This is a genomic window from Amycolatopsis sp. WQ 127309 (assembly GCF_023023025.1).
Classification (GTDB): Bacteria; Actinomycetota; Actinomycetes; order Mycobacteriales; family Pseudonocardiaceae; genus Amycolatopsis.
Genome location: NZ_CP095481.1, coordinates 1,597,550 through 1,611,327, shown reverse-complemented (window position 1 = coordinate 1,611,327; position 13,778 = coordinate 1,597,550). Strand labels below are relative to the sequence as shown.

The 13,778-nt window shown below is 71.0% G+C and carries 18 protein-coding genes; 9 read left to right on the top strand and 9 right to left on the bottom strand.

All coding sequences use genetic code 11. The features are described from left to right. Positions 1-36 precede the first annotated feature (36 nt). The gene (mihF, locus tag MUY22_RS07065) at positions 37-348 is read left to right on the top strand and encodes an integration host factor, actinobacterial type (protein WP_026468624.1); all 312 of its coding nucleotides are present in this window, start codon (positions 37-39) and stop codon (positions 346-348) included. 80 nt (positions 349-428) lie between these two features. After that, positions 429-1,574, top strand: a complete 1,146-nt coding sequence (locus MUY22_RS07060; protein ID WP_247058310.1) for an isochorismate synthase — start codon at positions 429-431, stop codon at positions 1,572-1,574. Here the strand turns inward: MUY22_RS07060 and MUY22_RS07055 are convergent. Genes MUY22_RS07055 through MUY22_RS07045 form a run of 3 tightly spaced genes read right to left on the bottom strand, consistent with a single transcriptional unit; the run spans position 1,567 to position 2,875 of the window. After that, on the bottom strand, positions 1,567-1,824 hold the full coding sequence (locus tag MUY22_RS07055) for a hypothetical protein (RefSeq protein WP_247058308.1): 258 nt from the start codon (positions 1,822-1,824) through the stop codon (positions 1,567-1,569). The genes MUY22_RS07060 and MUY22_RS07055 overlap by 8 nt on opposite strands. After that, the gene (locus tag MUY22_RS07050; protein WP_247058306.1) at positions 1,824-2,147 is read right to left on the bottom strand and encodes a DUF6247 family protein; all 324 of its coding nucleotides are present in this window, start codon (positions 2,145-2,147) and stop codon (positions 1,824-1,826) included. The genes MUY22_RS07055 and MUY22_RS07050 overlap by 1 nt, the downstream gene beginning before the upstream one ends. Positions 2,148-2,188: 41 nt before the next feature. After that, the gene (locus tag MUY22_RS07045) at positions 2,189-2,875 is read right to left on the bottom strand and encodes a 4'-phosphopantetheinyl transferase superfamily protein (protein WP_247058304.1); all 687 of its coding nucleotides are present in this window, start codon (positions 2,873-2,875) and stop codon (positions 2,189-2,191) included. 130 nt (positions 2,876-3,005) lie between these two features. Between MUY22_RS07045 and MUY22_RS07040 the strand changes: the two genes are divergently transcribed. After that, positions 3,006-4,175 (top strand): acyl-CoA dehydrogenase family protein, encoded by a 1,170-nt coding sequence (locus MUY22_RS07040; RefSeq protein ID WP_247058302.1) that lies wholly within the window; start codon positions 3,006-3,008, stop codon positions 4,173-4,175. Positions 4,176-4,242: 67 nt separating this feature from the next. Here the strand turns inward: MUY22_RS07040 and MUY22_RS07035 are convergent, their stop codons facing one another. Genes MUY22_RS07035 through MUY22_RS07020 form a run of 4 tightly spaced genes read right to left on the bottom strand, consistent with a single transcriptional unit; the run spans position 4,243 to position 7,529 of the window. Next, entirely contained in the window at positions 4,243-4,563 is a 321-nt protein-coding gene (locus MUY22_RS07035) for a hypothetical protein (protein ID WP_247058300.1), read from the bottom strand. Positions 4,564-4,621: 58 nt separating this feature from the next. Next, entirely contained in the window at positions 4,622-5,257 is a 636-nt protein-coding gene (locus MUY22_RS07030) for a TetR/AcrR family transcriptional regulator (protein ID WP_328448452.1), read from the bottom strand. Beyond that, positions 5,254-6,795, bottom strand: coding sequence for an ATP-dependent acyl-CoA ligase (locus tag MUY22_RS07025; protein WP_247058296.1), 1,542 nt, complete (start codon positions 6,793-6,795; stop codon positions 5,254-5,256). The genes MUY22_RS07030 and MUY22_RS07025 overlap by 4 nt, the downstream gene beginning before the upstream one ends. Then, positions 6,792-7,529 carry an enoyl-CoA hydratase/isomerase family protein gene (locus tag MUY22_RS07020; protein WP_247058294.1) on the bottom strand — a complete coding sequence of 246 codons (738 nt, stop codon included), beginning with the start codon at positions 7,527-7,529 and terminating at the stop codon, positions 6,792-6,794. Before MUY22_RS07020 ends, MUY22_RS07025 begins: the two co-directional genes overlap by 4 nt. Before the next feature lie 47 nt (positions 7,530-7,576). Here MUY22_RS07020 and MUY22_RS07015 point away from each other — a divergent pair, with 47 nt between their 5' ends. Further along, positions 7,577-9,160, top strand: coding sequence for an amidohydrolase (locus MUY22_RS07015; RefSeq protein WP_247058292.1), 1,584 nt, complete (start codon positions 7,577-7,579; stop codon positions 9,158-9,160). A gap of 4 nt (positions 9,161-9,164) precedes the next feature. Here the strand turns inward: MUY22_RS07015 and MUY22_RS07010 are convergent, their stop codons facing one another. Beyond that, positions 9,165-9,485, bottom strand: coding sequence for a TfoX/Sxy family protein (locus MUY22_RS07010; protein ID WP_247058290.1), 321 nt, complete (start codon positions 9,483-9,485; stop codon positions 9,165-9,167). Between the two features lie 58 nt (positions 9,486-9,543). On the opposite strand from MUY22_RS07010, the gene MUY22_RS07005 reads away from it, so the two are divergent. Continuing rightward, positions 9,544-9,984 (top strand): GNAT family N-acetyltransferase, encoded by a 441-nt coding sequence (locus MUY22_RS07005; RefSeq protein WP_247058288.1) that lies wholly within the window; start codon positions 9,544-9,546, stop codon positions 9,982-9,984. A gap of 39 nt (positions 9,985-10,023) precedes the next feature. Further along, positions 10,024-10,707: a metal-dependent transcriptional regulator gene (locus MUY22_RS07000; RefSeq protein ID WP_247058286.1), complete on the top strand. Its 684-nt coding sequence runs from the start codon at positions 10,024-10,026 to the stop codon at positions 10,705-10,707. Here the strand turns inward: MUY22_RS07000 and MUY22_RS06995 are convergent. After that, the gene (locus MUY22_RS06995) at positions 10,704-11,225 is read right to left on the bottom strand and encodes a hypothetical protein (protein ID WP_247058284.1); all 522 of its coding nucleotides are present in this window, start codon (positions 11,223-11,225) and stop codon (positions 10,704-10,706) included. The two genes, MUY22_RS07000 and MUY22_RS06995, sit on opposite strands and share 4 nt — an antisense overlap. A 157-nt stretch (positions 11,226-11,382) precedes the next feature. Here MUY22_RS06995 and MUY22_RS06990 point away from each other — a divergent pair, with 157 nt between their 5' ends. The 3 genes from MUY22_RS06990 to MUY22_RS06980 all read left to right on the top strand — a co-directional run bounded on the left by MUY22_RS06990 (position 11,383) and on the right by MUY22_RS06980 (position 13,743). After that, positions 11,383-12,216, top strand: a complete 834-nt coding sequence (locus MUY22_RS06990) for an LLM class flavin-dependent oxidoreductase (protein ID WP_247058282.1) — start codon at positions 11,383-11,385, stop codon at positions 12,214-12,216. A 72-nt stretch (positions 12,217-12,288) separates the two neighbouring features. Further along, positions 12,289-12,633 carry a transcriptional regulator gene (locus MUY22_RS06985; protein ID WP_247058280.1) on the top strand — a complete coding sequence of 115 codons (345 nt, stop codon included), beginning with the start codon at positions 12,289-12,291 and terminating at the stop codon, positions 12,631-12,633. Positions 12,634-12,684: 51 nt separating this feature from the next. Next, the gene (locus MUY22_RS06980) at positions 12,685-13,743 is read left to right on the top strand and encodes a zinc-binding dehydrogenase (protein ID WP_247058278.1); all 1,059 of its coding nucleotides are present in this window, start codon (positions 12,685-12,687) and stop codon (positions 13,741-13,743) included. The last annotated feature ends 35 nt before the right edge of the window (positions 13,744-13,778 follow it).

Here is a 13,778-nt window from a genome sequence, read left to right as displayed (position 1 = left end):
GCGAAAGCGGAGACCTGAGAGGAAAGGACTACTACGTTGGCTCTGCCTACGTTGACTCCGGAGCAGCGCGCCGATGCACTCGCCAAGGCGGCCGAGGCTCGCAAGGCGCGTTCGGAGCTGCTCGCGTCGATCAAGTCCGGCAAGGAGAGCATCGAAAAGGTGCTCAAGCAGGCCAAGGAGAACAAGACGATCGGGAAGACGAAGGTCACCCAGCTGCTGAAGGCCGTTCCCGGCCTCGGCGCGGTGAAGGTCGCCGCCCTGCTCGAGCAGGCCGGCATCGACCCGGACCGGCGCGCCGCCGGCCTGGGCGAGCGCCAGCGCGAGGCGCTCATCGACGCGCTCAAGTAGCCGTCACCAGGAGCTGACCGCGGGGGGAGTGTCGCTCGTGACACTTCCCTCGCGGATCTCTCGGATCCTGGGACTCTGGAGTGGTGGACGAACTCCCAGCCGTTGATACAGCCGCCCGCTACCAGCGCGGCGACTTCCTGTTCACGACCGCCCGGCGCGCACTCCTGGCGCAGGGCACCCTCCGGACCGTCACCGAGACGGACCCCCGGCGGCTCGCCGCGGTGCTTCCCGGCGTCCTCGCCGAGACCGGCGCCCCGCTGGCGGTAGGCGTCCTGCCGTTCGACACCGGCCCCGACACGAAGGTGCCGGGTCACCTGGTCGTGCCGCGGACCGTCCACCGGTCCGAAGGCGCTCCTTCATTGCCCCGTGAGGTCCTGTCGGCGCCGTCGCGCGTGCGTGCGGTGCCCTCACCCGAGCAGCACATGGCTTCGGTGCGCGCCGCCGTCGACGCACTTCGTGAGCGTGACCTGCGGAAAGCCGTCCTGGCCCGCGCGCTCGACCTCGAGTTCGCCGCCCCCTTGGTCGCCGAGAGCATCGTGCGCAACCTGGCGGTCGGCAACCCCCGGCACTTCACCTACGCGGCCGAGCTGCCCGGCGGCCGGACGCTCGTCGGCGCGACGCCCGAGCTGCTGCTGCGCCGCACCGGGTCGACGGTCTTCTCCAGCCCGCACGCCGGCTCGATGCCGCGCTCGGCCGACCCGGCGACCGACCGGGCCAACGGCGAGGCGCTGCGGACGTCCCGCAAGGACCAGCTCGAGCACGCCGTGGTCATCGACTACGTCGTCGAGGCGCTGCGGCCGTTCTGCCGGACGCTGGAGGTCCCGGCCGAGCCGGAGCTGGTGACGACGCCGGCCATCTGGCACCTGCGCACGCCGATCACCGGCGAGCTGGCCGACCCGGACGTCACGGCTCTCGACCTCGCGGCGGCCCTGCACCCGACCCCGGCGATCTGCGGCACCCCGACCGAGGGTGCCCGCGACCTGGTCCAGGAGCTGGAGCCGTTCGACCGCGACTACTACGCGGGCGCGGTCGGCTGGGTCGACGCCACGGGCGACGGCGAGTGGGCGGTGGCGATCCGCTGCGCCGAGATCGCGTCGACGTCGATGCGGCTGTACGCGGGCGGCGGCATCGTCCCGGCATCGGACCCGCGAGCGGAACTGGACGAGACGACGGCGAAGTTCCGGACCCTGCTGACGGCGATGGGCCTGGAGGACTCGCTCACGTAGTCCAGAGCACGCGAAGCAGGTCGACCCGGTTCTGGTCTTCGAGGACCAGGTAGGTCAACAGCCCTTCGCCATGCGTGCCGAACACCAGGTTGCGCATGGCGCCGTCCGGGTTCGCTCGGTGGTACGGGTCGCCTTTGTCCGGCACGATTTCGAGCACGGCGATCGCTTCGGCCAAGGCCGGAAGAGCATGCCGTGGCAGTGCTCGAATCTGGTCCTGGACTTCGGGGTAGACCTCGATGTCGTAGGCCACTACTGCAGGCCGAGCTCCGTCTTGAAGGTGCTCCACGACCGGCTGCCGGCCGGTGCTTGCCCGGTTTGGAGGGTCTTGTCCGCGGCCTGGAGCATCCGCCGGTGCGCGGCCGGGTCGGCCTGCGTGCTGCGAGCCACCCGGCTCCACGAAGCGAGGGTCTCGACCAGGTCGGTCAGGCTCAGCTGCTCGCGAGCGACGTCGAGCGCGTGCTCGTAGTCGCGATCGAACTCGGCCACGTCCTCCGGCAACAGGGCCGACCGGATGGCGGACGGCGACGTGCTCGCACCGAAATCCGGTTCCGGTTCTATGGCTGCCGTGGACATAGGGCCACTATAGCGGTGGGCGGTGCTACTCCGCGTACCGCTCAGGGGACCCAGTGTTCCTCGGTCACCGACAGCTCTTCGGTGGTCAGGACGGCGATCGCCGCGCGGTAGCCGTCTGCGGCCTTCAGGTCCGACAGGCTGGTGCGGGCCGGGTCCAGGGCCGGGTCGCCCGAGACGAGCAGGCGGGCCGGCTCGTCGTAGCGAGAGAACGTGATGCTCTGCAGCGGGATCTTCAGGCCCTTGCCCGTGGCCTTCATCACCGCCTCCTTGCGCGTCCAGTAGACGAAGAACGCGCGCGCCTTCTCTTCGCCCGACAGTCCGGTCAGGTGCTGGGCCTCGGCGGGGCTCAGCGCGTACTCGATGAGGCCCTCGTCGGCCTTGCGCGTCGCCGTCTCGACGTCGAGGCCGACCGGGACCGCCGGGGTGGCGGCGAGGCCGATCAGGTCGCCCGAGTGTGAGATGGACAACGTCAGGTCCGCGCCCGGGATGCGTGGCCTGCCGTGCGGCTTGCCGCAGTCGTCGCAGGTCGCGTCGAACTTCACCGACTCCAGCGGGATGCCCAGGCGCTCGGCCGTGACCGTCTTCGCCAGGACGCGGCCGGTGAGGAACCGGCGTTTGTCCGCGTCCTGCCGGTACGCCCCGAACCTGTCCTGCTCGACGTCGTCCAGCAGGCGCAGGAAGCGCGGCTCGGCGGGCAACGGCGCTGACCAGCGGACCACGATCTCCATCACACCCCCGATCCTTCCCGGTGCCGCGCCGGTTGTCACGAATTCGGGTGCAGGACTGGGGTAATGCCACACTCAGCGGGTACTCTTGACTAAGCAAGCGCTTAGCCAGTGTCGGAGGAGCAGCTCACCCATGGACTTTTCTCTCAGCACCGAAGAACGGGAAGTGCGCGACTGGGTCCGCACGTTCGTCCAGCGCGAGCTGGTTCCGCTCGAGCAGGAGGTCCTGCGGCGCGAGCGCGCGCACCAGCCCGGCCTCACCGGCGAGGAGCTGAAGGACCTCCAGCTGAAGGCCAAGGAGTCCGGCTTCTGGGGCATCCTGACGCCGGAGGAGTACGGCGGCATGGGCATGTCCGCCGTGATGGCCGCGCTGCTCGAAGCCGAGCTCGGCCGCACCTTCGTGCCGTTCCGCTTCGGTGGCGCCGCGGACAACATCCTGTTCCACGCCAACGAGGAGCAGAAGCAGGCCTACCTGCTGCCGACCATCTCGGGCGAGCGCAAGTCCTGCTTCGCGATCACCGAGCCGGGCGCCGGATCCGACGCGAAGGCCATCCGGGCGACCGCCCGCAAGGACGGCACGGACTGGGTCATCAACGGCGAGAAGACCTTCATCACCGGCGGCAACGAAGCCGACTTCACCATGGTCTTCGCCATCACCGACCCCGAAAAGGGCGCGAACGGCGGTGTCACGTGCTTCCTGGTCGACCGCGAGGCCGGCTGGAAGTCCGAGTACATCGACACCATGGGCGAGTGGGGCCCGGCGTCGCTCATCTTCCAGGACGTCCGCGTCCCCGAAACGCAGATCCTCGGTGAGGAAGGCCGCGGCTTCGAGCTCGCCATGCAGTGGATCGGCCAGGGCCGCTACCTGCTGCCGGCGCGCGCGATCGGTTCGTGCGAGCGGCTGATCTCGATGGCCATCGATTACGCCAACACCCGGGAGACGTTCGGGCAGAAGATCGCCGAGCGGCAGGCCATCCAGTGGATGATCGCCGACTCCGGCGTCGAGCTGGAAGCCCTGCGCTGGCTGGTGCTCAGCGCCGCCTGGCAGGTCGACCAGGGCGTCGACTCGCGGCACGCGCAGTCGATGGCGAAGCTGTACGGCGGCCAGAAGGCCAACGAAATCGTCGACCGCGTCATGCAGATCCACGGCGGCATGGGTTACACGCGGGAACTGCCCGTCGAGCGCTGGTACCGCGAGCTGCGGCTGCTGCGCATCTACGAGGGCACGGACGAGATCCAGCGCCGCACGATCGCGCGCAACCTGCTCAAGGGGCACGTGAAGGTCGGCGGCGTCCTCGGCTGAGGACTCTCGGAACGCGGTCAAGGCCACTTCCCGAGCCTCCGGGAAGTGGCCTTGACGGCGGTTGGAGCTACTTCTTGTTGCGGATGGCGATCGGTACGCCGGCCAGGTCCTCTTCGTTGCACAGCAGCTTCACGTCGTAGTACGGCGAACCCTGGCGGTCGTCGTAGTCGAGGTGGATGGCCAGGACGTCGAGGGGCTCGCCCAGCCACTCCTGCGCCTGCCGTAGCCACTTGGAGCACCGCTCCAGGGCGGTGGGGAGATCGTCATCGCGGAACTCGACCGGGCGGTAGGGCACGTCCTGCACCTGATCGCGGGGGTTTGCCGGCGTCGGGAGGCCCGGCGCGAGACCCGAGTCGTCCAGTTCCAGTTGGATCGTTTCCTCAGTCACCCTTCGAGCGTCCCCCACGCGCGCCGTCTGAGCAAGGCGTACTCAGGTAAAACCGGCGCTAAACGGACAGCCCCCACTCTTTGGCGATGATTTCGCGGCACCGGGCCAGGTTGCTCACGCCGGGAGCCGACGTGCAGCCCAGCGCCCGCGACGCCAGCTCCGCGTAGTGCTCCGCGAGCTGGTCCAGCGCGAGCGGGCCACGCGGCGAATACCACCGCGCGACACCACTGCACATCTCCAGCAGGGCCAGCCGGGTCACCGCCGGGTGTTCGGTGTGGAACACCCCGGCGGCGACGCCTTCGTCGATGGCCGCGGCCCAAAGCCGCTCGTAACCGTCGCGCAGGGCCACGACCGGCTCGCGCGCCGCCGGGGACAGGACGTCGACTTCGTTGTCCACCACCCGGGTTTCCGCCGGGCCGACCGCGTGCGCGAGCACGTGCAAGGCCACCAGCGTGCGCAGCCGGTGCACCGGGTCGGGGCTGCCGGCGGTCGCTTCGCGGGCGGCGTCGAGGAGGCGGTTCAGCGCGGTGTGCATGATTTCCGCGAGCAGATCCTCCTTGGTGCCCATGTAGTGGTACAGGCTCGCCGACGAAAGTTCCGCCTCCTGGGCCAGATCCCGGATGCCGGTGCCGTGGAAACCCTTGGTGGCGAACAGTTTCACGGCCGCCGCGCGCACCCGGTCGCGACTGCTCACAGCCATCTCTCCACCTTCGTGTCCCAGGCGCCGGCGCGCAGGTCGGCCACCTTCCGCAGCTCGCCCTTGGCGACGCGCTCCGACGGCGTCAGCGGCAGCTCGTCGGCGAACGCCCAGAACCGGGGAACCTTGAAGTAGGCCAGCTTTTCCGCGCAGAACGCCGTCAGCGCGGCCGGTCCGGGACGCTCGCCGTCGCACACGACGTACGCCTTGATCTCCTCGCCGCGCAGCTCGTCCGGCACCGCGATGACGGCCGCCACACGCACGGCCGGGTGCAGCAGCAGCGCGCGTTCGACCTCGTCGGCGGAGACGTTCTCGCCGCTGCGGCGGATCATGTCCTTCGTGCGGCCGACGTAGTAGACGCGGCCCGCGTCGTCCATCCGGGCGAGGTCGCCGGTGTGGAACCAGCCGTTCTCGAACGCCTTCGCCGTCGCCACCGGGTCCGCGTGGTAGCCGTGCATCAGGCCGATCCCGCGGATCAGCAGCTGCCCGGTTTCCCCGCGCGGCAACGGTTCCCCGCCGGGCCCGGCGATCATCACCTCGCGGTCGCGGCTCGGCCGGCCGATGCAGCCGGTGCCGACGGTCTCGTCGTGGTCGGCGGCGCCCACCCGGATGTCGCCGCCCGTCTCGGTCATCCCGAACGCCTCGAACCACGACACACCCCACCGCTGCTCCAGCTCGGCGTGCAGGTCGAGCGGGATCGCGGACGCGCAGATCGCGCGGACCCGGTGGTCGCGATCGGCGTCGGATGGTTCCTGACGCAGCAGCAGCGCCGGCATCAGGCCCAGGCAGTAGAACCACGTGACGCCGTGTTCGCGGACTTTCGCCCAGAACGTGCTGGGGTGGAACCGGTCCAGCACGACGAGCGTGGCGCCGCCCGCGAGGCCCAGTGCGACGTTCCACTGTGGATCGATGTAGTGGAACGGTTGCGCGGTCAGGATGACGTCGTCCGCGCCGACGGCCGGGAAGTCCGTGGCGAGGCTGACGGCCAGGGTGGTCCAGTACCGGTTCGGCAGCACGCAGCCCTTGGGGGCGCCGGTCGTGCCCGAGGTGTACTGGAGGTTCACCGGCGTTTCCGGCACCGGCGTGAAAGCGGCACTTTCACGGGAAAGTGCCGCTTGGAGAGCGTCCGGGGTGACGACTTCGGCGAGGCTGGTTTCCGGGGCGATGCGCGTGAGCAGGTCCACGAACTCCTCGGCGGCGATCGCGAGCCGGGCGCCGGAGTGGCGGAGCACGTGGGCGCCGTCGAACTCGCGGTAGTTCGTGTTGATCGGCACCAGCAGCGCGCCGATCTTGGCCAGGCCGAGCCAGATCAGCGGGAACGCGGGCACGTTGCGCAGCATCACGGCGACCCGGTCGCCCGGGCCGACGCCGCGTTCGGTCAGCGCGGCGGCGATGCGCGACGTTTCGGCGTCGACCTCGGCGAAGGTGAAGCGCTGGTCGCCTTGGTCGAAGATCCACGCCGTGCGCTCCGGCCACAGTTCGGCGGCCCGCGTGACGAGCTGGGCGAGGGTCCCGATCTCGGCCAGGGGCGTCACGTCCGGCTCCGGAAGGCCTCCGTGGACGCGGCGACCGCGGCCGAGTGCTCGGTGATCAGCGCGTGGCTGACTTCCAGCTCCAGCGCGGGCTCGACGTCGATCGGGGTGTCGAGGACGCGCTTCGCCATCGCGGCGGCGGCCGGCGGGTGCTCGGAGATCCGCTTCGCCCAGCTGCGCGCCTCGGCCTGGAGCTGCTCGGCGGGGACGGCCGCGTTGACCATGCCCAGCTCCGCGGCCTTCCGGCCGTCGAAGCGCTCGCCGAGCAGCAGCAGCTCCTTCGCCTTGAGCGGGCCGACGAGCAGCGGCAGCAGCCGCGACGCCGCGCCGGTGACGCTCAGGCCCAGCGAGACCTCGGGGAACGCGAACACCGCGTCCTCGGCCGCCAGGATCAGGTCGCAGCCGAGCGCGAACTCGGCGCCCGCGCCGATCGCGTAGCCGTGCACCGCGGCGATCACCGGCTGGCGCAGCGAGCGCAGCCGCCGGGTCACGTCCTGGAGCCGGTCCAGGCGCGCCCGCGAATCCCCCTCGGGGTTGGGCTCCTTGAGGTCGTGGCCGGCGCAGAAGGCCCGGCCGTTGCCGGACAGCACGACGACGCGCGCGTCACTGCGGGCGGCGGCGTCGAGGGCGGCGAGGAAGTCGTCGACCAGCACGGCGGCGACCGCGTTCAGCCGCTCGGGCCGGTTGAGCCGGATGTGCGCGATGCCGTCCTCGACGGCGAAGTCCACGGTGGGCATGAGGCCGATGCTAGACGTTCGATCGATCGATCGATAGCCTCTGAAAGATGCGGGTCGATGTGGTCTACGAAAACGCCCTGGTGTGGACGGGCACGGGCTTGACCAGCGCACTCGCTGTGCTGCACGGCCGGGTCGTCGCGCTGGGGGAGGACGCTCTCGGGGTGTCCGCGCGCCGCCGCGTCGACCTCGGCGGCGGGTTCGTCGTGCCCGGGTTCCACGACGCGCACAACCACATGGCCTGGTTCGGGATGGCCCTCGACGACGTCCCGCTCGGCGGCTGCCGCAGCGTCGAGGAGGTCTACGACGCCGTCGCCGCGCGGGCCGCGACGCTGCCGCCCGGCAGCTGGGTGATCGGGAGTGGGTACGACCAGAACAAGCTCGCCGGCGGGCACCCGGACCGGCACGGGCTCGACCGCGCGGCGCCCGGGATGCTCGTGCGGCTCAAGCACACGTCCGGGCACATGACGGTGGTCAACTCGGCCGTGCTGGACCAGCTGGACCTGGCGCACGTGCCGGTCGGCGGCGACGTCGTGCACGCCGAGGGCTCACCGACCGGGCTGCTGCGCGAGCAGGCCCAGCTGCTGCTGCGGCCGCTGACCTACCCGACGCCGGTGGAGCAGGTCGTCCGCGGCCTCGACCGGGCGTCGGAGCGGTACCTGTCCGAGGGCATCACGAGCGTCCAAGAGGCCGGGATCGGCGGCGGGCTGGTCGGCGAGACGCCCGCCGAACTGGCCGCCTACCAGGTCGCGCGCGACCGCGGAGTGTTGCGCGTGCGCAGCACGGTGATGGTCGCCGCGAGCGTGCTGCACGACCTGCCCGACGGCGCCGGGTTCGGCCTCGACCTCGGCCTGCGCACCGGCCTCGGCGACGAGTGGCTGCGCGTCGGCCCGATGAAGCTGTTCGCCGACGGTTCCCTGGTCGGGCGCACCTGCGCGATGCACGAACCCTTCGATGGCGAGCCGGACAACCGCGGCTACTTCCAGGTGCCCGAGGACGAGATCGCCCGCACGATCCGGAAGGCGCACGACGCCGGTTGGCAGATCGCGACGCACGCGATCGGCGACCGCGCGATCACCGTCGTCCTCGACGCGTACGAAGCCGCGTTGGCCGCTTCACCGCGCGCGGACCACCGGCACCGCATCGAGCACTGCGCGGTGCTTCAGCCCGCGGAGCTGACCCGGCTCGCCTCGCTGGGGCTGCTCGCTTCGCCGCAGGGCCGGTTCGTCAACGAGCTCGGCGACGGGATGCGCGCCGCGCTCGGCGAGGCCCGCGTGCCGTGGTGCTACCGCCTGCGCAGCGTCCTCGACGCGGGCTGCGTGCTCCCGGCGTCGTCGGACCGCCCGGTGGTCGACGGCGCGCCCCTGCTCGCCCTGGCGGACATGGTGCGCCGGCGGACGGCGTCCGGCGCGCCCTTCGCACCCGAAGAGGCGCTGACGCCGGAGCAGGCACTGCGCGCGTACACGTACGGCTCGGCCTACGCGAGTTTCGCCGAGCAGGACCTGGGCACGCTGGAGCCCGGGAAGCTCGCCGACTTCGCCGTGCTCTCCGGCTCGCCGCTGGACGAGTCCGCTTTGGACGACCTGGGCGTGCTGGCCACCGCCGTCGGCGGCGAACTGCGTTACCAGGCCTGATGTCTCACATGCCTCCCACGAACTCGAGTGCCTCCTTCGCCAGGGCGGGCCACGGCTGCGGCGAGTCCGACGCCAGGGCCAGCCATTCCTTCATCGGGGTGCCCTTGTTCGCGTCGAACCGGACGCCGTGGCCACCCTCTACCAGCTCGTCCACCCGCGCTTCCGGCAGCTTCAGCACCAGCTGCCCGCGGACGAACATCACGAAGATCCGGCCATCGACGCGCAGGGCGCCACGCCCGAACCCGCCGGTCGCTCCGGGTGGCGTGATGCCCGGTTGTCCGGTGAACTCGTCGACCAGGTCCTCGTACTTCTCCTCCGGTGCCATCGACCACCTCCTCCGCGCTCGACCCTAACGACCACCACCGACAGAAACGGGAGGCGAAATGCCCGTCCGCGACGCCGTCGTCGAAGACATCGAGGAGATCTGCGCGCTCATCGAGGAGCACGCCGTCTACGAGGACAAGCACGACCTCAAGCTGGACCGCGCCGAGATGGGCGGTCACCTGTTCGGGCCGGCGCCGAAGGCCTGGGTGCTGATCGCGACCCCGCCCGGCGAGCCCGGCACGGTTGCCGGCTTCGCCTTCTGCAGCTGGAACTTCTCCACCTGGGAAGCCAGGCCGGGGATCTGGCTGGACGACCTGTTCGTGCGCCCCGCGCAGCGGCGCCACGGCCTCGGCGGCGCGCTGCTCGCCGAGCTGGCCGCCCGCACCGACGGGCGCGTCGAGTGGGACATGCAGGCGGGCAACGAGAAAGGCGAGGCGTTCTACGCCCAGCTCGGCGCGGAACCGGTCCCCGGCTGGATCCGCTACCGCTGGCGGCCGTGAGGCGCACGGCGAAAGTACGCGGCCCGTATCGTATGCGGCATGGGAGATGGTTCGGTCCGGAGATCCTCGTCGGTCGAGGACTACGTCCGGGTGATCTACGGCCTGGTCGAGCGCGGTGAGCCCGTCACCAACACCTCGCTCGCCGGCCGGCTGGAGGTCAGCCCGTCCTCGGCGTCGGGGATGGTCACGAAGCTGTCCCAGCTCGGCCTGGTCACCCACGTGCCCTACCGCGGCATCGAGCTCACGGCCGACGGCCGGCTGCTCGCGCGGTCGGTGCTGCGCCGGCACCGGCTGATCGAGACGTACCTGGTCTCCGAGCTCGGCTACACCTGGGACGAGGTCCACGCGGAGGCCGACGCGCTGGAGCACGCGGTGTCGGACCGGCTGGTCGAGCGCATCGCGGCCAAGCTCGGCAACCCGGTCCGCGACCCCCACGGCGACCCGATCCCGGCCGCGGACGGCAGCGTCGAGGAGCTGTCGGTCCGCATCCTGGACGACCTGGAGCCGGGCGCGGTCGGCGAGATCGTCCGGGTCTGGGACACCGACCCGGAGCTGCTGCGCTACCTGACCGAACACGCGATCAACCTGGGCGAACGCATCGAGGTGGTGGAACGCCAGCCGTTCGGCGGGCCGATGGTGGTCAAGGTGGGGTCACCGCCGGAGGTGGCCACCCACGCGATCGGCAAGGAGATCGCGCAGGCCCTGTCGGTCACGCTGCGCTAGCCACCGATGGTGAGGCTGAAGCCGTCGCGCTCGGTCTCCTCAGCGCTCTTCCACAGGGTGCCGCGGTTGTTGTTGCCGAGGTGCACGCCGTAGCGGTCGGCGCTCGGCACGTCGGTGAACGTGAAGGTGAACGTGCGTACCCACATGCCTTCGACGATCTTCGTTTCTTCGCCGGGGGTGCGGCGCAGCTCGGTGGTGGCCACGACCTGCCCGGTCTCGTCCACGAGCGTGACTTGCGAGCCGTTGCTCAGGTCCCCGTAACCGTCGTAACCGTCGTAACCGTCAGCTGCGGCTTTGGTGCATTTCATGTCGCACAGCAGAGAGAGTGTGCCGTTGACGGACGAGGGGCCGGAGGTCGTGAAGACGATGATCAGGATGGTGGCGATCACGGCGACGACCGCAGCACCCGCGACGATGAAGAGGGGTTTGTGGCTGCGGCGCGCGGGCGGCGAAACCGTTTCGGCTTGCGAGACGGGCTCTGACGGCGGCGGTTGACAGGTGTTCGGGTCGGCGGTCATTTGTCTGTCTCGCTCTCTGTGACTTGTGCAGAGAGACGTAGTGATCACCGCGGGTGTTACGGACGGTGATCGAGCTGTGGTGACGTCGGGGCGCGTACGTCCGGGTGACGTCCTGGAGCGGATGCGGTGACACCGCCGCGCCGCCGATCATGGCCGCATGACCACTCCGTTCCGCTTCGGCATCGTCGCCGGTTATGCCCCTGACCTCGGTGCCTGGACCGCTCAGGCGCGGCGGGCCGAGGCACTCGGCTTCGACACCCTGCTCGCCACCGATCCCGTCTCCGGAGGTGACCCGTTCGTGCTGCTCGGGGCCGCCGCCGCGGTCACCGAGCGGATCACCCTCGGTACCTTCGTGCTTGCCGATCCCTTCCGGGGCGCGCGGGCGCTCGACTGGCAGGCGCACACCCTCCACCAGCAGACCGGCGGCCGGTTCGAGCTCGGGCTGGGCGCCGGGCGGCCTGGTGCCGACGCGCACGCCGCGGTGCTCGGGCGGGCGTTCGGCTCGCCGGGTGAGCGCGTCACACGGATGGCCGAAACGATCGCGCTCCTCAAGCGATCGATCGACCGGCCGCGGCTGCTGCTCGCCGCAAGCGGGCCGAAAATGCTGGCGCTCGCCGCGCAAGAAGCCGACATCGTCACCTTCTCGTGGGCGCCCACAACCACGGAAGACCAGGCCCAGTCCATTGTGGATCGATTCCGAACGCTCGCCGGGCCGCGGCTGCCGGAGATCGAGCTCGGGCTGAACCTGATCGCCGTCGGTGACGAGCCGTCCCAGCAGGTGGTCCGCTTCGCCGGGGTCGACCTGCCCGAGCTGGCGGCGATGGGTGCGGTCACCGTGCTGCCGTCGGATCCGGGCCGTGCCACGGAAAACCTCCGCCGGTGGCGGGACCGGTGGGGGATTTCCTACGTCACGGTCAACTCCGGCCACATGGCACCCTTCGCCGCGATCGCGGACCACGTCAGGACTTCCGGGGCGTTCGCAGGTGGGTGAGTGGTCTTCCGATCTCGCCGAAGCAGGCCTACGCTCCAATTTTCGGTTTCGGGAGTGCTTCGGAGCGATGTGATGACCGGTCAGCGAACACACACGATCGACCGGGGGGAACAGGCGGAACTCGACCGGCTGCTGGCCGTTGGGCCCTTCGCCGTGGCACTGCGGACGGCGATCCGGCATCGCGGCCTCGGCCTCGACCGGATCCGCTATCGCTTGCGCGGCAGGGGAACCACGGTCAGCCTGGCCACCCTCAGCCACTGGCAGTCCGGGCGGTGCCGGCCCGAACGGGCGGAATCGTTGGAGGCGCTGAGAAACCTCGAGGACATTCTCAACGTGCCCGATGGTTCGCTCAGCAAACTGCTCGGGCCACCGCGGCCGCGGACCCGCTTCCAGCCGCAGCCGCCGCCGCTCAACTGAGCGACGGCAACGGAAACCCGCTCACCTGAGCGGCTCGGTTAGGCTCGCGATATGCGAGCTGTGGTGATGGAAGATTTCGGCGTCCTGCCCCTGGTCCGGGACGTGCCGGAACCGGTCGCGCCGCCCGGCGGGGCCGTCATCGAGGTCGACGCCACCGGCGTGTGCCGCAGCGACTGGCACACGTGGCAGGGACATGACAGCGCGGTGACACTGCCGCACGTCGCCGGCCACGAGCTCGCCGGCCGCGTCGTCGCGCTCGGCGACGGCGTGCGCGGCTGGGCGCTCGGCGCGCGCGTCACCGTGCCGTTCGTCTGCGCCTGCGGCACGTGCGCCCAGTGCGCCCGCGGCGACCAGCAGATCTGCGACCGCGAGTTCCAGCCGGGCGCGACGCACTGGGGGTCGTTCGCCGAGCGCGTCGCGATCGGGCACGCCGAGGTCAACCTGGTGGCGCTGCCGGACTCGCTCGGCGCGGCCGAGGCGGCGGCGCTGGGCTGCCGGTTCGGCACGGCGTTCCGCGGGGTGCTGCGGCAGGGCCGGGTCACCGCCGGGCAGTGGGTGTCGGTGTACGGCTGCGGCGGCGTCGGGATCTCCGCCGTGCTGCTCGCCGTCGCGGCCGGGGCGAAGGTGGTCGCGGTCGACGTCTCGCCGGCCGCGCTCGAGCTGGCGGCGAAGTCGGGGGCGGCGCTGACGGTCGACGCGTCGGCGTTCGACGGCCACGAAGCCGTCGCCGCGCACGTGCGCGAGCTGACCGGCGGCGGCACGCACGTCTCGCTCGACTGCCTCGGCTCGCCGTCGACCTGCGCGGCGTCGGTGGGCAGCCTTCGCAAGCGCGGGCGGCACGTCCAGGCCGGGCTGATGCCGCCGGCGCAGGGCGTCGCGCCGATCCCGATGCACCGGGTCATCGGCGGCGAGCTGGAGCTGGTCGGGATCCACGGCCTGCAGGCCCACGAGTACCCGGAGCTGCTGCGCGTCGTCGAGACGTCGGGCATCGACCTGGCCGCGCTGATCGGCCGCCGGATCGGGCTCGACGACGTCCCGGCCGCGCTGGCCGAGATGAACGACCCGGTGCCGGCGCGAGCGGGCGTCACCGTGGTGACGTTCGGTGCGTGATCCACGGCACGTTGCCGGACGTCGGCGGCGGGCGT